The sequence below is a fragment of the Herbidospora cretacea genome, from assembly GCF_001570605.1.
GTDB classification, from domain to species: Bacteria; Actinomycetota; Actinomycetes; order Streptosporangiales; family Streptosporangiaceae; genus Herbidospora; species Herbidospora cretacea.
Genome location: NZ_BBXG01000007.1, coordinates 442,101 through 467,947 on the forward strand (window position 1 = coordinate 442,101; position 25,847 = coordinate 467,947).

At 68.5% G+C, this 25,847-nt stretch carries 34 protein-coding genes; 29 read left to right on the forward strand and 5 right to left on the reverse strand.

Going from position 1 to position 25,847, the window contains the following annotated elements:
* The 24 genes from rplX to AW270_RS38820 all read left to right on the forward strand — a co-directional run bounded on the left by rplX (position 1) and on the right by AW270_RS38820 (position 14,210).
* A complete protein-coding gene (gene rplX, locus AW270_RS16670) occupies positions 1-264 on the forward strand; it encodes a 50S ribosomal protein L24 (protein WP_218009242.1) in 264 nt (87 codons plus the stop codon).
* A complete protein-coding gene (gene rplE, locus AW270_RS16675) occupies positions 261-830 on the forward strand; it encodes a 50S ribosomal protein L5 (RefSeq protein ID WP_061295242.1) in 570 nt (189 codons plus the stop codon). Before rplX ends, rplE begins: the two co-directional genes overlap by 4 nt.
* Positions 831-834: 4 nt before the next feature.
* Positions 835-1,020: a type Z 30S ribosomal protein S14 gene (locus AW270_RS16680; protein WP_030451489.1), complete on the forward strand. Its 186-nt coding sequence runs from the start codon at positions 835-837 to the stop codon at positions 1,018-1,020.
* A 72-nt stretch (positions 1,021-1,092) separates the two neighbouring features.
* Complete coding sequence (gene rpsH / locus AW270_RS16685) at positions 1,093-1,491, forward strand: 30S ribosomal protein S8 (protein ID WP_061295243.1); 399 nt, start codon at positions 1,093-1,095, stop codon at positions 1,489-1,491.
* 18 nt (positions 1,492-1,509) lie between these two features.
* Positions 1,510-2,052 carry a 50S ribosomal protein L6 gene (rplF, locus tag AW270_RS16690; RefSeq protein WP_061295244.1) on the forward strand — a complete coding sequence of 181 codons (543 nt, stop codon included), beginning with the start codon at positions 1,510-1,512 and terminating at the stop codon, positions 2,050-2,052.
* A gap of 2 nt (positions 2,053-2,054) precedes the next feature.
* Positions 2,055-2,432 carry a 50S ribosomal protein L18 gene (gene rplR / locus AW270_RS16695; RefSeq protein WP_061295245.1) on the forward strand — a complete coding sequence of 126 codons (378 nt, stop codon included), beginning with the start codon at positions 2,055-2,057 and terminating at the stop codon, positions 2,430-2,432.
* Between the two features lie 40 nt (positions 2,433-2,472).
* Positions 2,473-3,105, forward strand: a complete 633-nt coding sequence (gene rpsE / locus AW270_RS16700; protein WP_061295246.1) for a 30S ribosomal protein S5 — start codon at positions 2,473-2,475, stop codon at positions 3,103-3,105.
* A gap of 2 nt (positions 3,106-3,107) precedes the next feature.
* Positions 3,108-3,290 carry a 50S ribosomal protein L30 gene (gene rpmD / locus AW270_RS16705; RefSeq protein ID WP_030451484.1) on the forward strand — a complete coding sequence of 61 codons (183 nt, stop codon included), beginning with the start codon at positions 3,108-3,110 and terminating at the stop codon, positions 3,288-3,290.
* A 2-nt stretch (positions 3,291-3,292) separates the two neighbouring features.
* Entirely contained in the window at positions 3,293-3,748 is a 456-nt protein-coding gene (gene rplO, locus AW270_RS16710) for a 50S ribosomal protein L15 (RefSeq protein ID WP_061295247.1), read from the forward strand.
* 213 nt (positions 3,749-3,961) lie between these two features.
* Positions 3,962-5,278, forward strand: coding sequence for a preprotein translocase subunit SecY (gene secY, locus AW270_RS16715; protein ID WP_061295248.1), 1,317 nt, complete (start codon positions 3,962-3,964; stop codon positions 5,276-5,278).
* Complete coding sequence (locus AW270_RS16720) at positions 5,278-5,967, forward strand: adenylate kinase (protein WP_061295249.1); 690 nt, start codon at positions 5,278-5,280, stop codon at positions 5,965-5,967. Before secY ends, AW270_RS16720 begins: the two co-directional genes overlap by 1 nt.
* Before the next feature lie 128 nt (positions 5,968-6,095).
* On the forward strand, positions 6,096-6,899 hold the full coding sequence (gene map / locus AW270_RS16725) for a type I methionyl aminopeptidase (protein ID WP_061295250.1): 804 nt from the start codon (positions 6,096-6,098) through the stop codon (positions 6,897-6,899).
* A gap of 31 nt (positions 6,900-6,930) precedes the next feature.
* The gene (locus tag AW270_RS16730; protein ID WP_061295251.1) at positions 6,931-7,374 is read left to right on the forward strand and encodes a DUF1707 SHOCT-like domain-containing protein; all 444 of its coding nucleotides are present in this window, start codon (positions 6,931-6,933) and stop codon (positions 7,372-7,374) included.
* Positions 7,375-7,502: 128 nt separating this feature from the next.
* Positions 7,503-7,973 (forward strand): hypothetical protein, encoded by a 471-nt coding sequence (locus tag AW270_RS16735; RefSeq protein ID WP_061295252.1) that lies wholly within the window; start codon positions 7,503-7,505, stop codon positions 7,971-7,973.
* A 464-nt stretch (positions 7,974-8,437) separates the two neighbouring features.
* Positions 8,438-8,659, forward strand: coding sequence for a translation initiation factor IF-1 (gene infA / locus AW270_RS16740; RefSeq protein WP_030451477.1), 222 nt, complete (start codon positions 8,438-8,440; stop codon positions 8,657-8,659).
* Positions 8,660-8,674: 15 nt separating this feature from the next.
* Positions 8,675-8,788, forward strand: a complete 114-nt coding sequence (gene rpmJ, locus AW270_RS16745) for a 50S ribosomal protein L36 (RefSeq protein WP_003956441.1) — start codon at positions 8,675-8,677, stop codon at positions 8,786-8,788.
* 216 nt (positions 8,789-9,004) lie between these two features.
* Complete coding sequence (gene rpsM, locus AW270_RS16750) at positions 9,005-9,385, forward strand: 30S ribosomal protein S13 (protein ID WP_061295253.1); 381 nt, start codon at positions 9,005-9,007, stop codon at positions 9,383-9,385.
* Between the two features lie 37 nt (positions 9,386-9,422).
* A complete protein-coding gene (gene rpsK / locus AW270_RS16755) occupies positions 9,423-9,827 on the forward strand; it encodes a 30S ribosomal protein S11 (protein ID WP_020542285.1) in 405 nt (134 codons plus the stop codon).
* A 20-nt stretch (positions 9,828-9,847) separates the two neighbouring features.
* Positions 9,848-10,474, forward strand: coding sequence for a 30S ribosomal protein S4 (gene rpsD, locus AW270_RS16760; protein WP_061295254.1), 627 nt, complete (start codon positions 9,848-9,850; stop codon positions 10,472-10,474).
* A gap of 114 nt (positions 10,475-10,588) precedes the next feature.
* Positions 10,589-11,605: a DNA-directed RNA polymerase subunit alpha gene (locus tag AW270_RS16765; RefSeq protein WP_061295255.1), complete on the forward strand. Its 1,017-nt coding sequence runs from the start codon at positions 10,589-10,591 to the stop codon at positions 11,603-11,605.
* Between the two features lie 82 nt (positions 11,606-11,687).
* Positions 11,688-12,200, forward strand: a complete 513-nt coding sequence (rplQ, locus tag AW270_RS16770; protein WP_061295256.1) for a 50S ribosomal protein L17 — start codon at positions 11,688-11,690, stop codon at positions 12,198-12,200.
* Between the two features lie 73 nt (positions 12,201-12,273).
* Positions 12,274-13,089, forward strand: a complete 816-nt coding sequence (truA, locus tag AW270_RS16775) for a tRNA pseudouridine(38-40) synthase TruA (RefSeq protein WP_061295257.1) — start codon at positions 12,274-12,276, stop codon at positions 13,087-13,089.
* 20 nt (positions 13,090-13,109) lie between these two features.
* Positions 13,110-13,214: a DUF305 domain-containing protein gene (locus tag AW270_RS40560; RefSeq protein WP_218009234.1), complete on the forward strand. Its 105-nt coding sequence runs from the start codon at positions 13,110-13,112 to the stop codon at positions 13,212-13,214.
* A 9-nt stretch (positions 13,215-13,223) separates the two neighbouring features.
* A complete protein-coding gene (locus AW270_RS38820) occupies positions 13,224-14,210 on the forward strand; it encodes a YncE family protein (protein ID WP_218009235.1) in 987 nt (328 codons plus the stop codon).
* On the opposite strand, the gene AW270_RS16785 is transcribed toward AW270_RS38820, so the two are convergent.
* The 3 genes from AW270_RS16785 to AW270_RS16795 all read right to left on the reverse strand — a co-directional run bounded on the left by AW270_RS16785 (position 14,200) and on the right by AW270_RS16795 (position 17,712).
* A complete protein-coding gene (locus AW270_RS16785; RefSeq protein WP_061295259.1) occupies positions 14,200-16,332 on the reverse strand; it encodes a hypothetical protein in 2,133 nt (710 codons plus the stop codon). The two genes, AW270_RS38820 and AW270_RS16785, sit on opposite strands and share 11 nt — an antisense overlap.
* A 61-nt stretch (positions 16,333-16,393) precedes the next feature.
* Positions 16,394-17,107 carry a hypothetical protein gene (locus tag AW270_RS16790; protein ID WP_157522108.1) on the reverse strand — a complete coding sequence of 238 codons (714 nt, stop codon included), beginning with the start codon at positions 17,105-17,107 and terminating at the stop codon, positions 16,394-16,396.
* 41 nt (positions 17,108-17,148) lie between these two features.
* Positions 17,149-17,712: a CAP domain-containing protein gene (locus tag AW270_RS16795; protein WP_061295261.1), complete on the reverse strand. Its 564-nt coding sequence runs from the start codon at positions 17,710-17,712 to the stop codon at positions 17,149-17,151.
* Between the two features lie 368 nt (positions 17,713-18,080).
* Here AW270_RS16795 and rplM point away from each other — a divergent pair, with 368 nt between their 5' ends.
* From rplM to glmM, 3 genes are read left to right on the forward strand one after another with little or no spacing between them, the layout of a single operon-like run.
* Complete coding sequence (gene rplM / locus AW270_RS16800; RefSeq protein WP_061295262.1) at positions 18,081-18,524, forward strand: 50S ribosomal protein L13; 444 nt, start codon at positions 18,081-18,083, stop codon at positions 18,522-18,524.
* A 30-nt stretch (positions 18,525-18,554) separates the two neighbouring features.
* Positions 18,555-19,076 carry a 30S ribosomal protein S9 gene (gene rpsI, locus AW270_RS16805; protein WP_061295263.1) on the forward strand — a complete coding sequence of 174 codons (522 nt, stop codon included), beginning with the start codon at positions 18,555-18,557 and terminating at the stop codon, positions 19,074-19,076.
* A gap of 1 nt (position 19,077) precedes the next feature.
* The gene (gene glmM, locus AW270_RS16810) at positions 19,078-20,409 is read left to right on the forward strand and encodes a phosphoglucosamine mutase (protein ID WP_061295264.1); all 1,332 of its coding nucleotides are present in this window, start codon (positions 19,078-19,080) and stop codon (positions 20,407-20,409) included.
* Positions 20,410-20,443: 34 nt separating this feature from the next.
* On the opposite strand, the gene AW270_RS16815 is transcribed toward glmM, so the two are convergent.
* Together AW270_RS16815 and glmS are read right to left on the reverse strand one after the other, a co-directional pair.
* Positions 20,444-21,850 (reverse strand): PhoX family protein, encoded by a 1,407-nt coding sequence (locus AW270_RS16815; RefSeq protein WP_061295313.1) that lies wholly within the window; start codon positions 21,848-21,850, stop codon positions 20,444-20,446.
* A 41-nt stretch (positions 21,851-21,891) separates the two neighbouring features.
* Complete coding sequence (gene glmS, locus AW270_RS16820) at positions 21,892-23,760, reverse strand: glutamine--fructose-6-phosphate transaminase (isomerizing) (protein ID WP_275477760.1); 1,869 nt, start codon at positions 23,758-23,760, stop codon at positions 21,892-21,894.
* Between the two features lie 60 nt (positions 23,761-23,820).
* Between glmS and coaA the strand changes: the two genes are divergently transcribed.
* Complete coding sequence (gene coaA / locus AW270_RS16825; RefSeq protein WP_082801612.1) at positions 23,821-24,744, forward strand: type I pantothenate kinase; 924 nt, start codon at positions 23,821-23,823, stop codon at positions 24,742-24,744.
* Between the two features lie 121 nt (positions 24,745-24,865).
* Positions 24,866-25,822, forward strand: coding sequence for a DUF389 domain-containing protein (locus tag AW270_RS16830; protein ID WP_061295266.1), 957 nt, complete (start codon positions 24,866-24,868; stop codon positions 25,820-25,822).
* Positions 25,823-25,847 lie beyond the last annotated feature (25 nt).

Genomic DNA, 25,847 nt, shown 5'->3' on the forward strand with positions numbered 1-25,847 from the left:
CTGCACGTGAAGAAGGGTGACCTGGTTCAGGTCATCGCGGGTAAGGACAAGGGCGCCAAGGGCCGCGTCATCGCTGCGCTGCCGTCCCAGGATCGTGTGATCGTCGCCGGCGTGAACATGATCAAGAAGCACTCGAAGGAGACCAACCAGGGTCCCCGCGGCGCCAAGGAAGGCGGCGTCACCACCCTGGAGGCCTCCATCCATGTGAGCAACGTCAAGAAGCTCAAGGATGACGAGAAGCCGAAGGACGAGGACGCCAAGTGACTGCCCAGACCGCTGAGCGGGTGACCCCCCGCCTCAAGCAGAAGTACCGCGAGGAGATCGCGGCCCAGCTGCGCGAGCAGTTCGGCATCGAGAACGTCATGCTGACCCCGGGTCTCACCAAGATCAAGGTGAACATGGGTGTCGGCGAGGCCGCTCGCGACTCCAAGCTGATCGAGGGCGCCGTGCGCGACCTCACCGCCATCACCGGCCAGAAGCCGGCCGTCGTCCGCGCCCGCAAGTCGATCGCGCAGTTCAAGCTGCGTGAGGGCATGCCGATCGGCGCGCACGTCACGCTGCGTGGCGACCGCATGTGGGAGTTCCTCGACCGCCTGCTGTCGCTGGCCCTGCCGCGTATCCGCGACTTCCGCGGCCTGTCGCCCAAGCAGTTCGACGGTCACGGGAACTACACCTTCGGTCTCACCGAGCAGGTCATGTTCCACGAGATCGACCAGGACAAGGTCGACCGGCAGCGCGGTATGGACATCACGGTCGTCACGACCGCCCGCAATGACGACGAGGGCCGCGCGCTGCTGAAGCTGCTCGGTTTCCCGTTCAAGGAGGCCTGATCCCATGGCGAAGACGTCGCTCAAGGTCAAGGCGGCCCGCAAGCAGAAGTTCGAAGTCCGCGCGTACACTCGTTGTTCGCGATGCGGCCGGCCCCGCGCCGTCTACCGCAAGTTCGGACTCTGCCGCGTGTGCTTCCGTGAGATGGCGCACCGGGGCGAGCTGCCCGGCATCACCAAGTCCAGCTGGTAATTCCAGAGCAAGTTCACTACGCCGTAGGTCCCCTTCATTTCTGGGAAACCGCGGCGAGGAGGGCCATCGATCATGACGATGACCGACCCGATCGCAGACATGCTGACGCGTCTGCGGAACGCGAACTCGGCCTATCACGACACCGTCACCATGCCCTACTCGAAGATCAAGGCGCACATCGCCGAGATCCTTCAGCAGGAGGGCTACATCCAGTCCTGGAGCGTCGAAGACGCCAAGGTTGGCAAGAACCTCGTGGTGGAGCTCAAGTTCGGGCCGACCCGTGAGCGTTCGCTCGCGGGCATCCGCCGGGTTTCCAAGCCCGGTCTGCGGGTTTACGCGAAGAAGGACAACCTGCCCCGAGTCCTGGGCGGGCTGGGCGTCGCGATCATCTCGACGTCCGGCGGCCTGATGACTGACAAGCAGGCCGGCAAGCGCGGAGTGGGCGGGGAAGTCCTCGCCTACGTCTGGTAAGAGGGGAGGAACCACAGCATGTCGCGAATCGGACGGCTGCCCATCCCTGTACCGAGCGGTGTCGACATCACCATCGACGGCCGGAGTGTCCAGGTCAAGGGCCCGAAGGGCACGCTTTCTCACACCGTCGCCGAGCCCATCGAGGTTTCGCGCGGTGACGACGGCAATCTCGCCGTCACCCGTCCCAACGACGAGAACAAGGTCCGTGCTCTGCACGGCCTGTCCCGCACGCTGATCGCCAACATGGTGACCGGTGTGACCTCGGGTTACTCGAAGACGTTGGAGATCATCGGCGTCGGCTACCGCGTCCAGGCCAAGGGCCCGACGCAGCTCGAGTTCTCGCTCGGCTTCAGCCACCCGGTGATCATCGACGCGCCGGAGGGCATCACCTTCCGCGTCGAGCGTCCGACCCTGTTCCACGTGGACGGGATCGACAAGCAGAAGGTTGGCGAGGTCTCCGCCAACATCCGCAAGCTGCGCAAGCCCGACCCTTACAAGGGCAAGGGCGTGCGCTACCAGGGCGAAGTCGTCCGCAAGAAGGTCGGAAAGGCTGGTAAGTAGTCATGGCTGCGAAGTACGGCAAGCACAGCGCCGCTCGCGCCATTTCGCGAGCCCGCCGCCACCGTCGTGTGCGCAAGAACGTCGTCGGCACGCTCGAGCGTCCGCGCCTGGTCGTGAACCGGTCCGCGCGGCACCTGTTCGTGCAGATCGTCGACGACGGCAAGGGCCACACGATCGTGAGCGCCTCCACCATGGACGCCCAGCTGCGTTCCCTGGAGGCCGACAAGACCGAGAAGGCGAAGAAGGTCGGCGAGCTTCTCGCTCAGCGGGCCAAGGACGCCGGGATCACCGCGGTCGTGTTCGACCGTGGTGGCAACCGCTACGCGGGCCGCATCGCGGCTCTGGCGGACAGCGCCCGTGAAGGCGGGTTGAGCTTCTGATGACAACCCGTCCTATGAGCAATGAGAAGAGGAACCACTGATGGCTGGAGCTCCGCGTCGCGGTGCCGGCGGCGGTGGCGAGCGGCGGGAACGTCGTGACGACCGCGGCCGTGGCGCCCAGGACAAGGGCGTCTCGTACATCGAGCGCGTCGTGAAGATCAACCGCGTGGCCAAGGTCGTCAAGGGTGGTCGGCGGTTCAGCTTCACCGCGCTGGTCATCGTCGGCGACGGCAACGGCCTCGTCGGTGTCGGCTACGGCAAGGCCAAGGAAGTGCCCGCGGCGATCGCCAAGGGCGTCGAAGAGGCCAAGAAGCACTTCTTCAAGGTGCCGCGCATCCAGGGCACCATCCCGCACACCGTGCAGGGGGAGGACGCCGCCGGCGTCGTCCTGCTGCGTCCGGCCTCGCCCGGTACCGGTGTCATCGCGGGTGGTCCGGTGCGCGCCGTCCTGGAGTGCGCCGGGATTCACGACGTGCTGTCCAAGTCGCTCGGCTCGGACAACCCGATCAACATCGTGCACGCCACCGTGGCGGCTCTGAAGGGCCTCTCGCGCCCCGAGGAGATCGCCGCCCGCCGTGGTCTGCCGATCGAGGACGTCGCCCCCAAGGCGATGCTCAAGGCGCGCGCCGAGGGTCTCGCCGAGGCCGCGGCCGCCGCGAAGGCGGGGAGCTAGCCATGGCCCGCCTGAAGATCACGCAGACCCGGTCCAAGATCGGTGGCAAGCAGAACCAGCGTGACTCGCTGCGTTCGCTTGGCCTGAAGCGAATCGGCGACGTCGTCGTGAAGGAGGACCGTCCCGAGATCCGCGGGATGGTCGCCGTCGTGACGCACCTCGTCGAGGTTGAAGAGGTCGACTAGTCATGACTGAGAACGCACCGCTGAAGATTCATGACCTGCGTCCCGCCCCCGGCGCCAACAAGGCCAAGGTCCGCAAGGGCCGCGGCGAGGGCTCCAAGGGCAAGACGTCCGGTCGTGGTACGAAGGGTTCCCGCTCCCGTACCACCGTGCCTCTCGGCTTCGAAGGTGGCCAGGTTCCGCTCCAGCGGCGGCTGCCGAAGCTGAAGGGCTTCTCCAACGCCCTGTTCAAGACGACCTACCAGGTCGTCAACCTTGACAAGCTGGGCGAGGTCTTCTCCTCCGGTGGCGACGTGACCGTCGCCGACCTGGTGGCGAACGGCCTGGTCCGGAAGAACGAACTGGTCAAGGTTCTCGGAACCGGCGACATCTCCGTGGCGTTGAACGTGCAGGCGCACGCCTTCTCCGCCAGCGCCAAGGAGAAGATCGCCGCGGCCGGCGGCTCCACCACGGAGCTGTAGGCCTCACGCATCACGAGGCGCGGAGGCTCGTTATGAGCCTCCGCGCCCGTAGTGCGTTAGAGTTCGCTGGACAGTGAGCCGAGTCTCTCTGTCAAACCGCTCGTTTGCTTTGGTAAGACCCGCTGTATTGGCAAGACCGCAAGAAGACATGTCGATGGACGACCCCCGCACCATCGCTCACCGTTACCGCGTCTCTGGCGCGCAGGAGGGACCGTGCTAACCGCTCTTACCCGGGCTTTCCGGACGCCGGACCTGCGCAAGAAGCTGCTTTTCACCCTGGGAATCATTGTGATTTTCCGCCTGGGCTCGGTGCTGCCGACCCCCGGTGTGAACACGGAGAACGCCCGTAAGGCTCTGGAAGCGGCTCAATCTAGCGAACTCAGCAGTATTTATGGGATGGTCCAGCTCTTCAGTGGCGGCGCGTTGCTGAAGCTTTCAGTGTTCGCGCTGGGCATCATGCCCTACATCACGGCCAGCATCATCCTGCAGCTGTTGACGGTCGTGATCCCCCGCCTCGAGGCTCTCAAGAAGGAGGGCCAGGCGGGAACTGCGAAGATCACGCAGTATACCCGTTATCTCACCATCGGTTTGGCGATTCTCCAGTCGACGGCGTTCGTCGCGCTGGCCAGGTCCGGGCAGCTGTTCGGCACCTCCGCCAACGATCTCCCGATCCTGCTCAACGACGACATCTTCACGGTCGTCGTCATGGTCATCACGATGACCGCGGGTACGGCCGTCATCATGTGGCTCGGTGAGCTCATCACCGACCGCGGCGTCGGCAACGGCATGTCGATCCTGATCTTCACGCAGATCATCGCGGTCTTCCCGTCGGAACTGATGAACATCTTCCGGTCGAAGGGCGCGTTCACCTTCGTCATCGTCATGATCGTCGGTATCTTCATGATCGCCGCGGTCGTGTTCGTGGAGCAGGCCCAGCGCCGCATCCCGGTGCAGTACGCCAAGCGCATGGTCGGCCGCCGGATGTACGGCGGCACCTCGACCTACATCCCGCTGAAGGTCAACCAGGCGGGCATCATCCCGGTCATCTTCGCCTCCTCGCTGCTCTACCTGCCTCAGCTGCTGGTGACGCTGTTCGCCAACAGCCAGGAGAGCAACGCCGTGGTCGAGTGGATCGCCCAGAACTTCGGCTCGGGTGACACGCCGATCTACATGGCGACCTTCTTCCTCCTGATCGTGTTCTTCACGTACTTCTACGTGTCCATCACCTTCAACCCCGTTGAAGTCGCCGACAACATGAAGAAGTACGGTGGGTTCATTCCGGGCATTCGTCCGGGCCGGCCGACCGCCGAGTACCTCAACTACGTGCTCACCCGGTTGACCGCGCCGGGGTCGCTGTATCTGGGCCTGATCTCCATGGTCCCGATCTTCGCCCTCACGCTGGCCGGCGCTTCCCAGAACTTCCCGTTCGGAGGAACGAGCATTCTGATCATGGTGGGTGTCGGTCTCGACACGGTGAAGCAGATTGAGAGCCAGCTCCAGCAGCGCAACTACGAGGGCTTCCTGAGATAGTGCGTCTCGTCCTGGTCGGGCCCCCCGGAGCGGGCAAGGGGACGCAGGCCCAGTTCATCGCATCGCATCTGTCGATCCCGAAAATCTCGACAGGTGACATTTTCCGCGCCAACGTGTCGGGTGGCACGGAGCTCGGAAAGCTGGCCAAGACCTACATGGACCGCGGGGACCTGGTTCCCGACGAGGTGACGATCGCGATGGTCCGCGGCCGCCTCGCCGAAGACGACGCGCAGGACGGTTTCCTGCTCGACGGCTTCCCGCGGAACGTGGCGCAGGCCGAGGTCCTCAAGAAGATGCTGGCTGACTTGGGTTCGGGGCTCGACCTGGTGCTGGAACTCGTCGTCGACGACGACGAGGTGGTCCGCCGCCTGGCCGGGCGGCGCACCTGCCGCTCGTGTGGCAAGGTCTGGCACATCGACTTCGACCCGCCGAAGAAGGAAGGCGTCTGCGACGCCTGCGGCGGCGAGCTGTTCCAGCGTGACGACGACCGTGAGGAGACCATCAGGCACCGCCTGGAGGTCTACCAGGAGCAGACGGCACCGCTGGTCAACTTCTACGCCGACGAAGGCATCCTGCGCGGCGTCGACGCGACCGGCCCGGTCGAGGAGGTCACCGGCCGAGCGATGGCCGAGCTGCGCGGGTTCACCCGTGGGCCGGCCCAGGAGCCGGACAGCGAAGACGAGAGCTAAGAGCGCGTAGACCCGCTCGGAACGCCACTCCACGATTTGCGTGGGGTGGCGTTCCTGTTCGTGGGGGACAATGTATTGAATCGGGCATATGCCCCTGAAAGATGATCCACCCAAGGGGTGCCTACGGGATGTTTCGGAAGAACAAGCACGGGATCCAGATCAAGTCGCCCGAGCAGATCGTCAAGATGCGCGCGGCCGGCCTGGTCGTCGGGCGCACGCTCGACCTGCTGAGGCGGTCGGTCGAGCCGGGCATCACGCCGCTCGACCTCGACGCCATCGCCGAGAAGGCGATCAGGGACGAGGGCGCGATCCCGTCCTTCAAGGGCTACCAGGGCTTCCCGGCGACGATCTGCGCGTCGGTCAACCAGGAGGTCGTCCACGGGATCCCGACCGACCGGCGTGCGCTGCGCGAGGGCGACGTCATCTCGATCGACTGCGGCGCCATCCTCGACGGCTGGCACGGCGACTCGGCGATCACCGTCCCGGTGGGGGAGGTCGACGCCAAGCTGCTGGAGCTGATCCGGGTGACCGAGGAGGCCATGTGGGCGGGGATCGCGGCGCTGAAGGTGGGCGTCCACCTGTCGGACATCGGGCACCGGGTGGAGAAGTACGTGCGCTCCCAGGGCCGTTACGGCATCCCCCAGGAGTACGGCGGCCACGGCATCGGCACCGAGATGCACATGGACCCGTGGGTGGCCAACCACGGCAAGCCCGGCCGGGGGCCGAAGCTGGAGGCCGGCATGTGCCTGGCGATCGAGCCGATGGTCAACCTCGGCACCGACCAGACCCGGGTGCTCTCCGACGACTGGACGGTCGTGACCCAGGACGGCAAGGCGTCGGCGCATTTCGAGCACAGCGTGGCGGTCACCGAAGAAGGCCCGTTGGTTTTGACTGCGCTCGACGGCGGCAAGGAACGGTTCTCCGCGACATAATTGGTAAAAAGACGTATTTGGAGGTTGGGCCATGGCATTCAGTCCGGAGATGCGCGCTTCTGACGCCGACCGGGAGAAGGTCGCGGCCGCCCTCCGGGAGCACATGGTGGAGGGCCGCCTGAACGCCGACGAGTTCGGCGAACGGCTGGAGGCGGCCTACGCCGCCAAGACCTTCGGCGAGCTCCAGGTGCTCACCCGCGATCTGCCCGACATCGACCTCAAGAACCTGCCGGCCCGCCCCGAGCCGGTGAAGCCGCAGGCCAAGGGCAATCCCAAGAAGCTGCGGGAGGCCTGGGGGGTGTGGGCGACCGCCGTCGGGATCAACTGGTTCATCTGGCTGATGATCACCGTCACGAGCGGCGACGCCCCCTATCCCTGGCCGCTGTGGGTGATGGGCCCGTGGGGGATCGTGCTGCTGATCGCGACCCTGAACCAAAGCCAGAATGGCGATAAAAAGCGGGAATTGGGCTCCTGAATGTGCCGTTGTGCACGCTCGGGGATGAGTGCGTATTCGTCCACAGAACGGCGGGTCGAGTCTTCCTAATGTGAGCGGTGTCCGGAGATGAGCAGCATCCCCGGAAGGTCTCACTGGAGGACAGAACAATGCGCAAGCTCCCCCGCCTTCTCGCCGGTACCGCTCTCGCCGCGGGCCTCATGGCCGGCGCCATGGCCGCTCCCGCCACGGCCAGCGCCACCACCTCCACCGGCACCGTCGCCCAGGCCTCGTCGAAGCACTTCTTCGGCCCGTACCACTCGCACTGGAGCAACGGCTTCGAGAAGAGCCACAAGTCCTACTTCAAGGGCTACTGGACCAACAGCGGCGGCCACTACTGGTTCTACGGCGACGTCTTCGACACCGACCGCGACCGTCAGTGGACCTACGTCTGGTACCGCTACACCGACAAGTTCGGCCGCAGCCACCAGAAGTTCTTCAAGAACAACTCCTTCGGCCACGGCAACCGGTTCAACAAGTTCTTCGGCTTCAAGAAGGGCTTCGTGAAGGACGTGGACTTCCGCGTCTGCGAGGGCGTCAACAAGTTCGACGACTGCGGTGGCTGGGGCGACGCCTTCTAAGCCGCCCACCGAGCCGTCCACTGGGCCGCCCAGCGACCCCGGGCCCGTCCTGACAAGGGCGGGCCCTGTTCATGCCGACTCTTTGCCCTTCGGGTCTGTTGGCGGGGTTGTCCCCGGGTAGGTGATCTTTGTCGGCCGGGTGGGAGTCCCTCGGCCGCCGGGCGACCCGGCTGAGCGGGCCGCCCGGGCGCTGAGCCACCGGGCCCACCCGATCCGGCATGTCGGCGGTGCCGGACGGGTGGGCCCGGTTTTGCGGTATCCTGGAGAGCGGTTGTGTACGAGGGCCCGTTCTGCGAGATCGTTTCGCGTTCCGCACTGGGTTGCCGTACACTCCTTTGTCGGTTCACTATGACCTTTTGCGTGGGCGGCCTTGCAGCCGCCGCTCTCTGAAACGCCTCAAGGTCGCGGCTGATTAGTGTTCCGAAGCCTCAGACGACCGAGCATCAGTGAAACGTGAGGAACTTTTGGCCAAGAAAGACGGCGCCATCGAGATCGAGGGCACTGTGGTCGAGTCGCTCCCGAACGCCATGTTCCGGGTGCAGCTCGACAACGGCCATAAGGTCCTGGCCCACATCAGCGGCAGGATGCGCATGCACTACATCCGCATCCTCCCGGACGACCGGGTCGTCGTGGAGCTTAGCCCCTACGACCTCACTCGCGGCCGGATCGTCTACCGGTACAAGTAGGAACGATTAAGGACTATGAAGGTCAAGCCGAGCGTCAAGAAGATCTGTGACAAGTGCAAGGTGATCCGCCGGCACGGTCGAGTCATGGTGATCTGCGACAACCTGCGCCACAAGCAGCGTCAGGGCTAGTCGCCACCGGCCCCTGCTGAGTCCGTCCCACGTGGCGGACTCGACCCATGTGCGGGGCCGGGACTGTAATCGCGCGCCACACTCGCGAAGGCGCCTTCCTTTGGGATGGGTGAACCACGCGGGAGACCCCCGGTCGGAGGCCGGGGCCCTCACCCCGGGCATTGGGGAGGGGCGTGGGGCGCAGGACCTCCGCGAAACGAAGGAGAATGCCCGACCATGGCTCGCCTGGTTGGCGTCGACCTCCCCCGCGACAAGCGGCTGGAGATCGCTCTCACCTACATCTACGGCATCGGCCGTACCCGCGCGCTCGAAATCCTGGACGCCACCGGCGTCTCCGGCGACCTGCGCGTGCACCAGCTCTCAGACACCGAGCTCGTGCCCATGCGTGACTACATCGAGGCGAACTACAAGATCGAGGGTGACCTCCGTCGCGAAGTTCAGGCCGACATTCGTCGCAAGATCGAAATCGGCTGCTACCAGGGCATCCGGCACCGCAAGGGGCTGCCCGTCCACGGTCAGCGGACGCAGACGAACGCGCGTACCCGCAAGGGCAAGAAGAAGACCGTGGCCGGCAAGAAGAAGCCGGGCAAGAAGTAGTCCTTAGCTGCAGCCCATTTCAGGAGATAGCGCTTAAATGCCGCCGAAGAGCCGCCAGGGCGCACCCAAGAAGGTGCGCCGCAAGGAAAAGAAGAACGTCGCTCACGGGCACGCCCACATCAAGAGCACGTTCAACAACACGATCGTCTCGATCACCGACCCGAACGGGAACGTGATCTCCTGGGCCAGCGCCGGCCACGTCGGGTTCAAGGGCTCCCGTAAGTCCACCCCGTTCGCCGCCCAGATGGCCGCCGAGAACGCCGCCCGCCGCGCCATGGAGCACGGCATGCGCAAGGTCGACGTCTTCGTCAAGGGCCCCGGTTCCGGCCGGGAGACCGCGATCCGTTCGCTTCAGGCGACCGGGCTCGAGGTCGGGTCCATCCAGGACGTGACGCCGGTCCCGCACAACGGTTGCCGTCCGCCGAAGCGCCGCCGCGTCTGACGTCCAGGAGATAAGAGAAAATGGCTCGTTACACGGGTGCGGACTGCAAGCTCTGCCGCCGGGAGAAGACCAAGCTTTTCCTCAAGGGCAAGAAGTGCGAGTCCGCGAAGTGCCCCATCGAAATCCGTCCTTACCCCCCGGGTGAGCACGGTCGTGGTCGTCCCAAGGAGTCTGAGTACCAGCTCCAGCTTCGTGAGAAGCAGAAGACCCGCCGCATCTACGGCATCCTCGAGAAGCAGTTCCGGAACTACTACGAGGAAGCCAACCGCAAGTCCGGCAAGACCGGCGAGAACCTCCTCCAGATCCTGGAGAGCCGTCTCGACAACGTGGTCTACCGCGCCGGTTTCGCGGAGTCGCGCGACGCCGCCCGCCAGCAGGTCCGCCACGGTCACGTGACCGTGAACGGCAAGAAGGTGGACATCCCGTCCTACCGCGTCCGCGAGCACGACATCGTGGAGATCCGCGAGAAGTCGCGCAACCTCATGCCCTACGAGGTGGCTCGCGCCACGTCCGGTGACAAGACCGTCCCGGCGTGGCTGGGTGTCGCCCCCGAGGCCATGCGGGTGCTCGTGCACCAGCTCCCGGTCCGCCAGCAGATCGACACGCTGGTCCAGGAGCAGCTCATCGTCGAGCTCTACTCCAAGTAGTCCCTGGGGTAAGGCTCCGCTGCCGCACGGCTCGCGCACAACGGGCCGTGCGGCACACTGGTTTCACCGAGCGGCGTCAAATAACGGGCGTCGCCGTTTCGAAAGGGAACACGCATGCTCATCGCACAGCGTCCCAGTCTGGTCGAGGAGTCCCTCGACGAGCACCGGTCCAAGTTCGTCATCGAGCCGCTGGAGCCGGGTTTCGGCTACACCATCGGCAACTCCGTGCGGCGCACGCTGCTGTCGTCCATTCCGGGCGCGGCCGTGACCTCCATCCGCATCGAGGGTGTCCTCCACGAGTTCACGACCGTTCCCGGGGTCAAGGAAGACGTCACCGACATCATCCTGAACCTCAAGAACCTGGTCGTCTCCTCCGAGCACGACGAGCCGGTGGTCATGTACCTGCGCAAGCAGGGCCCCGGTGAGGTCACCGCCGCCGACATCGCGCCCCCGGCCGGTGTCGAGGTGCACAACCCCGACCTCCACATCGCCACGCTGAACGGCAAGGCGAAGCTGGAGATGGAGCTGACCGTCGAGCGCGGTCGCGGCTACGTCTCCGCCGCCCAGAACAAGCAGCCCGGCCAGGAGATCGGCCGCATCCCGATCGACTCGATCTACTCGCCGGTCCTCAAGGTCACCTACAAGGTCGAGGCGACGCGTGTCGAGCAGCGCACCGACTTCGACCGGCTGATCCTCGACGTCGAGACCAAGCCGTGCATGAAGCCCCGCGACGCGGTGGCCTCGGCCGGCAAGACCCTCGTCGAGCTCTTCGGCCTGGCCCGTGAGCTCAACGTCGAGGCCGAGGGCATCGACATCGGCCCGTCGCCGACCGACGCCGCCCTGGCGGCCGACCTGGCGCTGCCGATCGAGGAGCTGAACCTGACGGTTCGTTCCTACAACTGCCTCAAGCGCGAGGGCATCCACACCGTGGGTGAGCTCGTGGCGCGCAGTGAGCAGGACCTGCTGGACATCCGCAACTTCGGCGCCAAGTCGATCGAAGAGGTCAAGCAGAAGCTGCACGAGATGGGTCTCGCGCTCAAGGACAGCCCGCCCGGATTCGACCCGTCCGCAGTCGCCGGTGGCGGCTACGACGACGAGGACGGCGGCTTCATCGAGACCGAGCAGTACTGATTTTCTCAGCTAGAACGATCATCTGATCGGCCCGACCCCGGTACCTGATACGGCCGGGGCGGGTTATCCAAAGGAGCATGTCATGCCCAAGCCCACCAAGGGTGCACGTTTCGGTGGTTCCGCGGCGCACGAGAAGCTGATCCTGTCGAACCTCGCGACGCAGCTTTTCCAGCACGGAAAGATCAAGACCACCGAGGCCAAGGCCAAGCGCCTGCGCCCCGTGGCGGAGCGGCTGATCACCAAGGCGAAGAAGGGCGACATCCACAACCGTCGCCAGGTGGCGGCCGTCATCCGTGACAAGGGCGTCGTGCACCACCTCTTCACCGAGATCGCCCCCACCTTCGCGGAGCGTCCCGGTGGCTACACCCGCATCACCAAGATCGGGCAGCGCAAGGGCGACGCCGCTTTCATGGCCGTCATCGAGCTCGTCACCGAGCCGCTGAACGCCGTCACCACGACCCGCAAGGCCCCTGAGCCCGCCGCCGCCCCGGCGCCGGCGCCCAAGGCCGAAGAGGTCGAGGAGACGAAGGCGGAGGCCGCCGCCGACGAGGCCGAGGTCACCGAGACCGAGGCCAAGAAGGACGACGAGGCCTGATCTCTCAGGTTTCCCACGGGTCCGGTGTCCTACGGGACACTGGACCCGTTTCGTTTTGCCGAAAGGGTTTTCCATGCGGTTGCGGCTCGATCTTGGGTACGACGGGACCGACTTCTCGGGATGGGCCAAGCAGCCCGCGCGGCGTACCGTCCAGGGAGAGATCGAGGCCGCGCTGGCCCGCATCCTGCGCCTGCCCGAGCCGCCGTCCCTGACCGTGGCCGGCCGCACCGACGCCGGGGTCCACGCGCGGGGACAGGTCGCCCACGTCGACCTCGCCGACGACGTCGAGGAGCCCGCCCAGCTGCTGCGGCGGCTCGCCGGGGTGCTCCCTCCCGATGTGCGGGTCAACCGGGTCAGCGTCGCCCCGGAGGGTTTCGACGCCCGCTTCTCCGCCCTGTCGCGCCGGTACGGCTACCGCGTCAGCGACAACCCCGGGGGAGTCGACCCCCTGCGGCGCAAGGACGTGCTCTGGTACAACCGGCCCCTCGACGTCGGCCTGCTGAACGCCGGATCGGCCGCCCTGCTCGGCGAGCACGACTTCGCGGCCTTCTGCAAGAAGCGCGAGGGCGCCACGACGATCCGCGCCCTCCAGCGACTGTCGTGGGAGCGCGGGGAGACGTTCGTGACCGCGACGGTGGTGGCCGACGCCTTCTGCCACTCGATGGTCCGGGCGCTCGTGGGCTCGCTCCTGGCGGTGGGGGAGGGCCGCATGCCCGTCGAATGGCCGGGCGAGGTGCTCCGGCGCGCGGTCCGCGACTCCGGCGTGCACGTCGCGCCGGCGCTGGGGCTGACCCTGGAGGAGGTGCGTTACCCGGCCGACGCGGAACTGGCCGGCCGGGCCGCGATGACCCGCCGGGTGCGCACCCTCGACGCGTCGCCGCACGCGTAGCCGGACCGGGGCCGGGGAATGTGACGTTCAGCGACGGGCCGGCCCCGCGCGTCCCCCTGGCCCATGGACGCGACCCGGTGCTGCGGCGGCTGGCCCAGGAGATCATCGACACCCAGCGGCATTAGATCGACGTCATGCGCCGCCGCCTGGAGAAGGCGCCCGCCGCGACGCCGACGCCCGGGTCCGGTCCCGGAGGGGCCGGGACGGGGGCCACGGTGGCGGTCTCGGGTCGTGACCGCGTCTACACCGCCGACCAGACCTCCAACACCGTCTCGGTCGTCGACCCGTCGGCCAACCGGCTACTGGGCGTCATCCGGCTGGGCGACCCAGTGCCCGCCTCGCTCAGCCCGTTGTACAAGGGGCAGCTGCTCGTCCACGGGCTGGGGTTCTCCCGGGACCTGCGCAGCGTTCTTCACCCCCGACGGCAAGCAGGTCTGGGCGACCGTGCGCGGCCAGGACTACGTCTCGGTGATCGACCCGGTGGCGATGAGGGAGTCCGCCGGGTGCCGACCGCCAACGGACCCGGCATGGTGCTGTTCCACCCGAACGGCCGCTACGCCTACGTGCCCTCCAGCTTCACCCCCGAGCGCGCGTTCGCGTACGTGACCGTCGGCGAGGAGAACGCCGTCAAGGTCTACCGCCGCGACGGCGCCAACCCCCGGCTGGTCGCCACCATCCCCACCGGCGACCTGCCGCACGGCGTGTGGACGTCGGGGGACGGCGCCCGCGTCTACGTGGGGCTGGAGAACCAGGACGCCGTGCTCGCGATCGACGCTCTGGCCAACCGGGCCATCACCACGATCCCCGTCGGCCAGCAGCCGATGGCGCTCGTCTACGTCCCCGAGGCCGTGCCGTCCGGTCCGGGCACCTCGGGGCTGGTGCCGCTCGGGGTCGCCGCCCGCAACGGGCACATCGCCCTGATCGCGCCCGGCGGCGACCGGCGCAAGGGCCACGCGACGGTGTCGGTGAACTCGCTGGGCTCGCTCGACCTGCTGGAGATGGCGGCCTCGGGCCTGACACCCGGCGAGGCCTACACGCTCTGGCTGACCGACACCAGGAACGCCCGAACCGGTCCTCGTGCAGCAGACCCCCTGACCGGACGCGGCCGGGTTAGCTCGTGACGCGCTTCTCGATGATCTCGGCCGTCTGGTCGCGGAAGCCGCCGCTGACCGGGCCGAGGTCCTTCTCCTTCTCGCCCGGGGTGTGGCCGTCGGCGTAGGTCGCGTAGCTGAACACGATGTAGCGGCCCCAGACCATGCCCGCGGCGTAGCCGCCGCTGATGGCCACCCGGTCGGCGCCCGACTCGGCGTCGCCGTTGAGGCCGCGGAACCACAGGTTGCTGCCGAGGTTCTTGGTCTGGTCGACGGTCAGGGCCGCCTCCTTGGTGGGCAGCACGGCGATGCCGGTCGTGACGGCGTACTGCTTCTTGCCGTCGACGTAGGTCGCGCGCAGGACCCGGCGGCAGTCGTTGTCCGACAGCGACTTGGCGAAGGCCCCCGCCGCCGCGGCGGCGCAGTCGTCGGTGATGTTGACCTTGACGCGCTTGTAGGTCCGGCCGTTCACGGTGACCTTCGCGGCGGGGAACGCCTCGGCCAGGGTGAGCTTGCGGGGGTCGGTGGTCTCCGAGTCGAGCACCGCCGCCTCGACCGTGGGCTCGGGATCGGCGACCTGCCCGCCGGGGGCCGCCGGAGGGGCCGTCGCCGGGGGAGCGGCGGCCTCGCCGGGCGTGTCGTCCTCGCCCGAGTAGGCCATGTAGGCCGACGCCCCGATGGCCGCGATGACCACCGCGGCGCCACCGGCCATCAGCACCTTCCTGGCGCCTCCGCTCTTCTTGGCGGGCGGCTCGGCGACCGGCGCGGCCTCGGCCGGGCGGTAGCCCTTGGGCAGCGGCGGGTGGACGATCCCCTCGGCCACGGTCGGGGCCGCGCCCAGGCTCTCGAAACCCCGTCCGGGGGAGACCGGGGCGGCGGGCGGCACCGGGGGAGTGAACAGGTCTTCCTTCGTCGGCTCCGGGTGGGGGTCGACTTTCTGCACCGGCAGCTCCGGGTCGGTGGGGATGTCGGTCACGGTGCCGTTGACCACGCCGAACGACTGAGGGGGCTCCTGCGCGGCGGGGTCGAACTCCTTGAAGGCGGCCGGCTGCTCCTCGCGCGGGATCGTGGTCTCGGCGGGATCGTCGTCGGGGATCGCGGCCGACGGCCAGCGGGTGCCGGTGTCGGTGGCCCACTGTTGCGCGGGCGGCCAGGGCGCGCCCTCGGGGCGGTCGCCCGGGACGGTGGCCACGCCCAGTTCGGGCTCGGGGGCCGGTTCGGCCTGGTGGGCGGCCGGGGGCCAGTGGCGCGGGAAGACCGGCGGGTCGTCGAGGATCTCGGCGGGCTGGGTGGTGGCGTTCTCCTCGCCCGGCAGGCGCGGCGGCCAGACGGCGATGTCACCCGGCTCACCGGGACGGTCGCCGTCGCCCACGGGCCACTCGGGGAGCGGGGGGAGGCCGGAGGTGGTGGCGTCCAGGACCTGAGGCTCTTCGGGTTCTTCGACCGGCGGCGGCGGTTCGGCGGCGGGCCAGCCGGTCCACTGCTGCGCGGGCGGCCACGAACCGGCCTTGGAGTGGTCGCGGGTCTCCTCGGTCTCGGGGTCGTAGGCGGGGACCGGCCACGCCGCGTCGCGGTCGCGCGTGTCCTCGGTCTCCGGGTCGTGGACGGGGGCGGACCACGCGGACCTGGCGCCCCGGGTGTCGAGGGTCTCCTCGGTGAGGGGGTCGTAGACCGGCGGGGGCCAGGCGGACCGGTGTTCGGGCTCGGCCGCGGTGGTCATGGGGAAGCCGAAATGGCCCGTCGCGGGGGTCTCGGAGTCGGTCTGCGGCGCGTCGGGGACGTGTTCGGTCACCGGGGCGGGCGGCTGCCACGAGCGGGGCGTCGGCCAGGTCGCGCCGGGCTCCTCGGGATCGTCGGGGTCGTCGACGTCGGCGGTCGGGGCGGACGTCGGCTGGGAGAACCAGCTGCCGGAGGGCTCGGCGGGCTCCCGGGCGGGAGCCGGGGGCCACGTCGGCGGCTCGTCGGGCGGCCGCGAGGTCGGCGCCGGCGGCCACTCCGGCTGGGGCGGGCGGGCCGTCGGTGCGGCGAACCAGCCGCTGCCCGGGCCGTCGCCGGGCGGCGGGTAGCTCTCGTCACGAGCCGACTGCCCGAAGCTGGGCGGGGGCACCTTGCCCTCGTGGTCGTGCTCGGAACCGGAATCCTGGCCACGCATACCCGGAAGCGTATCTGCGCAGACGAGATCGTCGTGCCGCTATGGGCGTTTCAGCATCGAGCTAGCCTCGGCCGCCCCGCACCGACCTGGTGTCGAGGGCGGTGAACACGGTCGCGTCGGTGATGTCGACGGCGGCTTGGTAGAGCCGCTTGAGCTCGGCTTTCTTCGGTTCGTGGCCGTCTTTGAACTGGAACCAGAGCAGGATCGCGTAGTGGCCGTGGGTCCAGCCGCCGGCGTAGGCCTCGCCGTCGCCGAGTTCCTTCGTGTGCTCGTCGTCGCCGGCCAGCGGCTTCAGATAGTCCTTGCGCTCCTTGCCCGCGCCCGCCCCGGCGACGGCCACGGCGCCCTTGGCGGTCTTGAGGTTGGCGACGCCGACCGTGCCGATCACCGTGCCCTTGGCGTCGTGGAAGCTGGCGCGGACGAGCTGGTTGCAGCCGGCCGACTTCAGGGCCTTGGCGAGCTTCTCGCCGGTGACCGCGTCCTTGCAGGCCTTGTCCATCTTCCGGACGGTCATCTTGTACTTCCGGCCGTTGCTGGTGAAGCGGCTCTTGCCGAAGATCTCGTTCTGGGTCAGCGGATCGGGATCGGTGGAGCGGGCGGCGGCGTACCCGAACTTGCCTCCCGGGGCGACCGGGAGGCTGGGCTTGGGCGCGGCCGACGTCGTGGCGGCGGGCGGCGCCGCGTCGCCCGAGCAGCCGCTGAGCAGGCCGACGACCGCGGTGATGATCACTGCTGGGGCGACCAGTCCGGACCGGCGCCTGGTGGGGGAACCCATGGGCTTGAGATTAACCGCGCGGCGGGTCTGGTGCGGATTGGTCAGGAATACCCGAAGTCCTGGGTCCACCACGGGCCGCCCCGATCGAGGTTGACGCCGACCCCGGTCACGGTGAGCTGGCAGTTGAGGATGTTGCGCCGGTGGGAGGGGCTGTTCAGCCAGCTCTTCACCGCGTCGGCGGCGTTCTGGTAGCCCTTGGCGATGTTCTCGGCGCCGCCGAGCCGGTATCCGGCGCGGGCCATGCGGTCCCACGGGCTCGCGCCGTCGGGCGACTCGTGGTCGAACGTGCCGCTCGCGGCCATCTCGGCGGAGTGCTGCCGGGCGGAGGTCATCAGCCGGGGGTCGATCCGCAGCTTCGCGCAGCCGGCCTTGACGCGGGCCTCGTTGACGAAGAAGACCACGTCCTGCTCCAGGTCGGTCAGGTCGAGGGAGGTCTCCTCGCTGCCCGCGGGCGCGACCGGCACCAGCGCGGGCCGGTGGCGGGGCGGCTGGGAGGGCTGCGGCTTGGCGATCGGCTGGTTGTCGCGCAGGTAGACCTCGCTCGCCCCGTTGCCCAGCACGGTGATCCGGCCGATGACGATGCCGAGGATCAGAACCGCGAGCACGCATGCCAGAACGCCCAGCAGCGTCCCGCGTCGGGCGCTTGGCTGGGTATGCCGGTTGTGAGGGGTCTGCCACATACCGCAGCCAAATATAGGGATACAGCGGCCTGTTGAAAATGAGAATGGAGAGACCGGATGGGTAATGGAGCCGCAGATCAGAGCCCCGGAGCAAGTACTCCGTTTTGGACCGTTGCGTTTTGCTCAACTCGGCGGCTGCGGGTATGGTGGTGGATCGTTGTGTGTGCTTCAGTCCTTCGCTGACTGAACACGGCGCGTCCGGCGTCATCTCCCGTATGTGTGGAGACGGAAGGTTGTGCCGCTGTGTGCCCTCACAACCTCCGTGTGTTCATCATCCGACAGAAGGCACTGCCGTGAGCACGTTCACCCCGAAGCCCAACGACGTCGAGCGTCAGTGGTACGTCATCGACGCCACCGACGTCGTTCTCGGCCGGCTGGCAAGTCACGTCGCGGTCCTGCTCCGTGGCAAGCACAAGCCGATCTTCGCGAACCACGTCGACACCGGCGACTTCGTGATCATCGTCAACGCCGACAAGATTCACCTGTCCGGCAACAAGCTGGCGCAGAAGAAGGCCTACCGTCACTCCGGCTACCCGGGCGGTCTCCGCTCGGTCAGCTACGGCGAGCTGATGGAGAAGCGTCCCGACCGTGCGGTCGAGAAGGCCGTCAAGGGCATGCTGCCCAAGAACGCCCTCGGCCGGAAGATGGCCAAGAAGCTCAAGGTCTACGCCGGTCCGGAGCACCCGCACCAGGCGCAGAGCCCGGTGCCCTTCGAGATCACTCAGATCGCCCAGTAACGCCGAGCCAGGAAAGTTAAGAGGAGAACCGTGGCTGAGACCACCGGTACCGAGACGCTCGTCGAGGGCGAAGTCGAGGACTTCGCGGGCGAGGAATTCCCGTCCGAGTACACCACCGAGTCGGCCCCCGCCGCCGACGCCCCCGTGCGCAAGCCCGTCACCACGGGCAACTCGTACGGCACCGGCCGCCGCAAGGAGGCCGTCGCCCGCGTCCGCATCGTTCCGGGCACCGGCAAGTGGACGATCAACGGTCGTAGCATCGACGTCTACTTCCCCAACAAGGTCCACCAGCAGATCGTCAACGAGCCCTTCGTGGTGCTCGGCGCCGAGGACCAGTTCGACGTCATCGCCCGCATCGACGGCGGCGGCGTGACCGGCCAGGCCGGCGCCCTGCGCATGGGCCTGTCCCGCGCGCTGGCGATCCTCGACGCGGAGACCAACCGGCCGCCGCTGAAGAAGGCCGGCTTCCTGACCCGTGACGCCCGCGCCACGGAGCGGAAGAAGTACGGCCTCAAGAAGGCCCGTAAGGCTCCGCAGTACAGCAAGCGTTAAGTTGGGCCGCCTCTTCGGCACCGACGGGGTACGTGGGGTCGCCGGTCGCGACCTCACCGCCGAGCTGGCCATGGACCTGTCCGTGGCCGCCGCGCACGTGCTGCGCGATGCCGGGAGGAGCCGCCCGCTCGCCGTCGTAGGCCGGGACCCGCGCGCTTCGGGGGAGTTCCTCGAAGCCGCTGTGGTCGCCGGCCTCGCGTCGTCCGGCATGGACGTGCTCCGTCTCGGCGTGCTGCCCACCCCGGCGGTGGCCTATCTGACCCCTGAGCTGGGCGCCGACCTCGGCGTCATGCTCTCGGCCTCGCACAACCCGGCGCCCGACAACGGCATCAAGTTCCTCACCCGGCAGGGCTTCAAGCTGCCCGACGCGGTGGAGAACGAGATCGAACGGCGTCTCGGGGAGAAATGGGAACGTCCCGTCGGCTCGGCCGTGGGCCGGGTCCGGGAGGCGTACGGCGAGACCGAACGCTACGTCTCCCACGTCCTGAGCTCGCTGCCGCACCGCCTCGACGGCCTCCGGGTCGTCGTCGACTGCGCCCACGGCGCCGCCCACATGGTGGCTCCCGAGGCGCTGCTGCGGGCCGGCGCCGAGGTCGAGACGATCGGGACCGCCCCCGACGGTCTCAACATCAACGACGGCGTGGGCTCCACCCATCTGGGCCCGCTGCGTGAGGCCGTGCTGGCCGGCCGGGCCGACGTGGGCATCGCCTACGACGGCGACGCCGACCGCTGCCTCGCGGTGACGGCCGACGGCGCCGAGGTCGACGGCGACCAGATCATGGCGGTGCTCGCCATGGAGATGCGCGCCGAAGGCCGCCTGGCCAAGGACACGGTCGTCGCCACGGTGATGTCGAACCTCGGCTTCAAGCTGGCCATGCGCGAGGTGGGCATCACGGTCGTGGAGACGGCCGTGGGCGACCGCTACGTGCTGGAACGCATGCGGGAGGACGGCTTCACCTTCGGCGGTGAGCAGTCCGGTCACGTGATCATGCTCGATCACGCGACGACCGGCGACGGCCTGCTGACGTCGCTGCACCTGCTGGCGGCGGTGGCCCGTTCGGGCAAGCCGCTGTCGGAGCTCGCGGCGGTGATGACCAAGCTGCCGCAGGTTCTGGTGAACGTGAAGGACGTCGACAAGTCCCGCGCGCGGGGCGCCGCCCTGCTGGCGGCGGTCGCGCAGGCGGAGCTGGAGCTCGGCGACACCGGCCGGGTGCTGATCCGGCCGAGCGGGACCGAGCCGATGATCCGCGTCATGGTCGAGGCGGCCTCGCACGACCAGGCGACGGAGATGGCCGACCGGCTGGCCGAGGTCGTCCGAGTCACCTGCGGATGAATCAGGCCTGAGAGCGAGGGCGGTTTCTGACCTGTCAGAAGCCGCCCTTGTGCCATGGTCCCCAGATGGCGAACGACAGGCCCTGGGACGACTGCACGTTGACGTACAGGGTGTGACCGCCCGGCCCGAACGAGGCCCCCGCGTATTCCGCGCCCGCGTCGGTGCCGACCAGCCGGGAGAAGTCGAAGATCTGCCCGCGCCGGGTCAGTCCGCGCAGGTAGTTGCCGCCGTCGCCGTCCTCGCAGAGCACCAGGGTGCCGCGTGGGCTGGTGGTGATGTTGTCGGGCAGGTCGAGCGCCAGCGCCGACGGCGACTCGTAGATCAGCCGCAGCCGCCCCGACCGGGTGTCGTAGGCGAAGACCTGGCCCCGGCCCTTGCCGAACCCCGAGGGCGGGGTGTCTCCGGGCGCGGTCGCGCCGCCCTGGGTGGAGACGAAGTACACGGTCCCGGAGTCGTAGACGGCCCCTTCGAGGCGGGAGAACAGCGCCGCGCCCTGCTCGCGGCCCTGGTTGCCGACGTACTGGATGGCCTCGTCGTTGGTCGGTCTCGTGGTGAACGTCGGGTCGGGGTCGTCGATGTCGACCCAGGTGGTCTCCCAGGTGGTGCCCGTGGTGAGGCCGGTCGACAGGTCCTTGCGGGGGTCGCGCCGCACGGCGAGCATCTGGAGCCGGCCGCCGTCGAGGATCCGCCCCGCGCGGGCGGGGTGCCTGGGCGGCAGGTAGCGGTAGAAGCCCGACGGGAAGCCGAAATTGTCCTCGGTCAGGTAGACGGCTCCGCCGGCCGGGTCGAAGGCCGCCGACTCGTGGGCGAACCGGCCCGCCTTCCTGATGGGGGTACGGGACGCGGCCCCCTTCAGCGGCACTTCGAAGATGTAGCCGTGTCTCTGCTTGAGGAGCGTGTTGTCGGCGCCGGTGAAGTCGTTGCCGACGTCGGGCCCGTTGACGGTCTCCTCGCAGGTCACCCATGCTCCCCACGGCATGGGGCCGCCGGAGCAGTTCATCTGGGTGCCGTTGAGCGACACCCCTGAGCTGACGACCTCGCCGAACCTGGTGACCGTGAGGGTGGCGCAGCCGCCGCCGGCCGCCGGGTCGTAGGCGGTCGCCACGTCGCCGAAGGCGCCGACCGGGCCGTTGACCTCGTGGTTGCGCACCAGGATCGCGGTGCCGCGCGGCCCGGGGAATGCGGCCATCCCGTCGTGGCGGCCCGGTGTGACGCCGCCCTGGGTGAAGGCGCTGCCCGCCGGGTTGAAGGACCGGTAGGCGAACCCTTTCGGGAGTTCCAGGCGGACCACGCCGTCGCGCAGATCCGTCACGGGCGCGAGCGGGCCGTAGTCGGCACCGTGGACGCGGGTAGCCCGGGTCCCGGCGGCTGCGACGCCCGCGAAGGGGCCGCCTAAGAGGGCGATCCCGGCGCTGCCGGCGATGAACGAACGTCGATCCATGAGGGTCTCCCTGGTCACTCGTCGTTCAGCTCACATTAATCTCATTCGACCGTCACGGACTTGGCGAGGTTTCTCGGCTGGTCGACGTCCAGGCCTTTGGCGGAGGCGAGTTCGCAGGCGAAGACCTGCATCGGGACCGTGGTGACCAAGGGCTGGAGCAGGGTCGGCACGGCCGGGACGCGGATCAGGGCGTCGGCGTAGGGCTCGACCGCGGTGTCGCCGTCCTCGCAGACGACGATGGTCATGGCGCCTCGGGCGCGGATCTCCTGGATGTTGGAGACGATCTTGTCGTGCAGGGTCGGCTCGCCCTTGGGCGACGGGACCACGACGACGACCGGCAGTCCCGGCTCGATCAGGGCGATCGGGCCGTGCTTCAGCTCCCCGGCGGCGAAGCCCTCGGCGTGCATGTACGCCAGTTCCTTGAGCTTCAGTGCCCCCTCCATCGCCACGGGGTAGCCGACGTGGCGGCCGAGGAACAGCACGCAGCGCCGGCTCTTGAGGGAGCGGGCGAGTTCGCGTACCGGCTCGACGGTGGTCAGGACCGACTCCACGTCGGCGGGGGCCTTGGCGAGGCGCGTCAGGATCGCGGCGATCTCCTCTTCCGGGAGGGTGCGCCTGGTCTGGGCCAGGTAGAGGGCCATCAGGTAGCAGGCGACGAGCTGGGTGAGGAACGCCTTCGTCGAGGCGACGGCGATCTCCGGGCCGGCGTGGGTGTAGATCACCGCGTCGGCCTCGCGGGGGATGGTCGAGCCGTTGACGTTGCAGATGGCCAGGACCGCCGAGCCCTGTTCCTTCGCGTGCCGCAGCGCCATCAGGGTGTCCATCGTCTCGCCCGACTGGGAGATCACGACGATGAGGGTGCCGGTCGAGAGGATGGGGTCGCGGTAGCGGAACTCGCTGGCCAGCTCGACCTCGCACGGCAGCCCGGCCCACCGTTCGACCGCGTGTTTGGCGATCAGGCCCGCGTGGTGGCTGGTCCCGCAGGCCACGATGATCATTTTCTCGACGCCTTCGAGCGGCAGCCGCAGCTCGTCGAGACGGAGCCGGCCCTGCTCGTCGACCCGGCCGAGGAGCGTGTCGGCCACGGCGCGGGGCTGCTCGGCGATCTCCTTGAGCATGAAGTAGTCGTGGCCGCCCTTCTCGGCGGCCGAGGCGTCCCAGTCGACGACGAACTCGCGGCACGAGACGGGGATCCCGTCGAAGTCGGTGATCGTCACGTCGTGGGCGCGCAGCTCGACGACCTGGTCCTGCCCGAGTTCGATGGCGCGGCGGGTGTGCGCGATGAAGGCGGACACGTCGGAGCCGAGGAAGTTCTCGCCGTCGCCGCGCCCGACGACCAGCGGGGAGTTGCGGCGCGCCCCGACGACCAGGTCGGGCTCGGCGGTGTCGACCGCGAGCAGGGTGAACGCCCCCTCCAGCCGTCGGCAGACCCGGCGCATCGCCTCGGCCAGGCCCGCCCCGGCGGCCCGTTCGTCCTCGATGAGGTGGGCGACGACCTCGGTGTCGGTGTCGGAGGCCAGCATGTGGCCCTTGGCGGCCAGGTCGGCGCGGAGGGCGGCGAAGTTCTCGATGATCCCGTTGTGGATGACGGCGACCTGCGCGGGACAGTCGGTGTGCGGGTGGGCGTTCAGGTCGGTCGGGGCGCCGTGGGTGGCCCAGCGGGTGTGGCCGATCCCGACGGTCGACTCGACGAGGGGCGTCTCGGCGAGCGCGGCCCGCAGGTTGGCCAGCTTCCCGGCCCTCTTCTGGACGCTCAGCTTCCCGTTGACCAGGGCGATCCCGGCCGAGTCGTAGCCCCGGTACTCCAGCCGGGCCAGGCCGTCGACGACGACGTCGATGGCGAGACGAGATCCCACGTATCCGACAATCCCGCACACAGTTCGCCCCCAATCACTTATGGGACAGAACATTCCATTTCACCAGTTCTGGAAACTCCACCGGCGGTCAAGATCGGGGTAGGGTTGGGCGTCGTGGCGGATCGGGACGCGTACGTCGAGCTGAATCGGGCCCAATGGGGTGAGCTCCGGCGCAACACGCCGATGACGCTCACCGAGGCCGAACTCGAGGAGCTCCGAGGGGTCGACGACCCCATCGACCTGGCCGAGGTCACCGACATCTACCTGCCGCTCACCCGTCTGCTCAACCTCCACTTCACCGGGGCCCGGCAGCGCGGAGCGGCGGTCGGCGCCTTCCTGGGAGACGACGCCGCGCCCCCGCCGTACATCCTCGGCATCGCCGGAAGCGTCGCGGTCGGCAAGTCCACGACGGCGCGCCTGCTGCACACCCTGCTCGCCCGCTGGCCCGAGCACCCGCGCGTCGACCTGATCACCACCGACAGCTTCCTCCACCCGAACGCGGTCCTCGCCGAGCGCGACATCATGCACCGCAAGGGCTTCCCGGAGAGCTACGACCGCCGGAGCCTGGTCAAGTTCGTCGCCGACGTGAAGCGCGGCCGCCCCGAGGTGTACGCGCCGGTCTACTCGCACCTGGAGTACGACATCGTGCCGGGGGCCCGGCAGGTGGTCGCCCGCCCGGACATCCTCATCGTCGAGGGGCTCAACGTCCTGCAGCCCGCGCCGCCGACCGCGCTGGCGGTCAACGACTACTTCGACTTCTCGATCTACGTCGACGCCCGGGTCGAGGACATCCGGGGCTGGTACGTCGACCGGTTCCACAAACTCCGGCGCACCGCCTTCGCCGACCCGAAGTCCTATTTCAGGCACATCGCCGAACTCTCCGAGGACGAGGCGACCGTCTTCGCCAGGAACGTCTGGCGCGACATCAACGAGCGCAACCTGGTGGAGAACATCGCTCCTACCCGGGGACGGGCCGGTCTCATCCTTCAGAAGGGTCCGGACCACTCGATCCGCAGGATCCGGCTGCGCCGGGTCTGACCCATGTGAAGCCTCGCCGGATATGCGCGGATAAGCCGGTGCCCCCTTTTCTCGTGCAGGTTCTCCACAGGTTCCGCGAGATGCGAAACCGCGTTCGACGGCTGCGGCCATAATCGGTCGCGTGCTGCACATCCGGGTGATCAGTCCTGCCTCTGCCACCGACGCGGTCGTGGGCTGTCTGCGCGAGGCGACCGGCGTCACCAACCTGGTCGTCCTGCCTGGCGTCGCGCGCTCTCCCGAGGGTGACCTCGTCGAGTTCGACGTCGCCAGGGAGGCCGCCAACGGGGTCATCGACGCGCTGCGCGGGCTCGGGATCGAGACCAGCGGGTCCATCGCCGTCGAGAAGATCGACATCGCCATCTCCGAGGCCGCCGACCGGGCCCGCGAGGAGGCGCCCGGGGAGGGCGACGACGCGGTGGTCTGGGAGGAGCTCGCCCAGCGGGTGGCCGACGACAGCCGGATGACGTGGGCGTTCATCGTCTTCCTCGTGATCGCCACCCAGCTCGCCGCGATCGGGGTGCTGCTCAACTCGCCGATCCTCATCGTCGGGGCGATGGTGCTGGGGCCCGAGTTCGGGCCGATCGCGGCCGTCTGCTTCGGGCTGCTCCAGCGGGAGTGGGGGCTGATCGGGACGGCGGTCCGGAACCTGCTCGTCGGGTTCGCCGTGGCCATCGCGGCCACGCTGGCGTGCGCGCTGGTGGCACGGGGGCTCGGCTGGATCCAGCCGGCCATGATCGCCGAAGGGAACACCGAAGAGGTGAACTTCATCGTCAAGCCCGACCGGTGGTCGTTCATCGTGGCGCTGCTGGCCGGGGTCGCCGGGGTGCTGTCGGTCACGGCCGGGAAGTCGTCGTCGCTGGTCGGGGTGTTCATCTCGGTCACGACGGTGCCGGCCGCCGGATACGCCGCCGTCGCGGTCGCCCTCGGCGACTGGGCCGAGGTCGGCCACGCCGCGCTGCAGCTCGGGGTGAACCTCCTCGGCATGGTCATCGCGGGCACCCTCACCCTGCTGGTCCAGCGACTGCTCTGGGGACGGTACGGCGAACGCGTCGGCCCGCGACCACGGTCTGACCGATGACTCATTCTTACGGCCGAAGACCCGT

Bases quoted from the DNA above. Each gene is read 5' to 3' on its own strand.
- AW270_RS16680 (WP_030451489.1), top strand. From the start codon at position 835: ATGGCGAAGACGTCGCTCAAGGTCAAGGCGGCCCGCAAGCAGAAGTTC.
- rpsH (WP_061295243.1), top strand. From the start codon at position 1,093: ATGACGATGACCGACCCGATCGCAGACATGCTGACGCGTCTGCGGAAC.
- rplF (WP_061295244.1), top strand. From the start codon at position 1,510: ATGTCGCGAATCGGACGGCTGCCCATCCCTGTACCGAGCGGTGTCGAC.
- rplR (WP_061295245.1), top strand. From the start codon at position 2,055: ATGGCTGCGAAGTACGGCAAGCACAGCGCCGCTCGCGCCATTTCGCGA.
- rpsE (WP_061295246.1), top strand. From the start codon at position 2,473: ATGGCTGGAGCTCCGCGTCGCGGTGCCGGCGGCGGTGGCGAGCGGCGG.
- rpmD (WP_030451484.1), top strand. From the start codon at position 3,108: ATGGCCCGCCTGAAGATCACGCAGACCCGGTCCAAGATCGGTGGCAAG.
- rplO (WP_061295247.1), top strand. From the start codon at position 3,293: ATGACTGAGAACGCACCGCTGAAGATTCATGACCTGCGTCCCGCCCCC.
- map (WP_061295250.1), top strand. From the start codon at position 6,096: ATGTTTCGGAAGAACAAGCACGGGATCCAGATCAAGTCGCCCGAGCAG.
- AW270_RS16730 (WP_061295251.1), top strand. From the start codon at position 6,931: ATGGCATTCAGTCCGGAGATGCGCGCTTCTGACGCCGACCGGGAGAAG.
- AW270_RS16735 (WP_061295252.1), top strand. From the start codon at position 7,503: ATGCGCAAGCTCCCCCGCCTTCTCGCCGGTACCGCTCTCGCCGCGGGC.
- rpmJ (WP_003956441.1), top strand. From the start codon at position 8,675: ATGAAGGTCAAGCCGAGCGTCAAGAAGATCTGTGACAAGTGCAAGGTG.
- rpsM (WP_061295253.1), top strand. From the start codon at position 9,005: ATGGCTCGCCTGGTTGGCGTCGACCTCCCCCGCGACAAGCGGCTGGAG.
- rpsK (WP_020542285.1), top strand. From the start codon at position 9,423: ATGCCGCCGAAGAGCCGCCAGGGCGCACCCAAGAAGGTGCGCCGCAAG.
- rpsD (WP_061295254.1), top strand. From the start codon at position 9,848: ATGGCTCGTTACACGGGTGCGGACTGCAAGCTCTGCCGCCGGGAGAAG.
- AW270_RS16765 (WP_061295255.1), top strand. From the start codon at position 10,589: ATGCTCATCGCACAGCGTCCCAGTCTGGTCGAGGAGTCCCTCGACGAG.
- rplQ (WP_061295256.1), top strand. From the start codon at position 11,688: ATGCCCAAGCCCACCAAGGGTGCACGTTTCGGTGGTTCCGCGGCGCAC.
- truA (WP_061295257.1), top strand. From the start codon at position 12,274: ATGCGGTTGCGGCTCGATCTTGGGTACGACGGGACCGACTTCTCGGGA.
- AW270_RS38820 (WP_218009235.1), top strand. From the start codon at position 13,224: ATGCGCCGCCGCCTGGAGAAGGCGCCCGCCGCGACGCCGACGCCCGGG.
- AW270_RS16785 (WP_061295259.1), bottom strand. From the start codon at position 16,332: ATGCGTGGCCAGGATTCCGGTTCCGAGCACGACCACGAGGGCAAGGTG.
- AW270_RS16790 (WP_157522108.1), bottom strand. From the start codon at position 17,107: ATGGGTTCCCCCACCAGGCGCCGGTCCGGACTGGTCGCCCCAGCAGTG.
- AW270_RS16815 (WP_061295313.1), bottom strand. From the start codon at position 21,850: ATGGATCGACGTTCGTTCATCGCCGGCAGCGCCGGGATCGCCCTCTTA.
- glmS (WP_275477760.1), bottom strand. From the start codon at position 23,760: ATGTTCTGTCCCATAAGTGATTGGGGGCGAACTGTGTGCGGGATTGTC.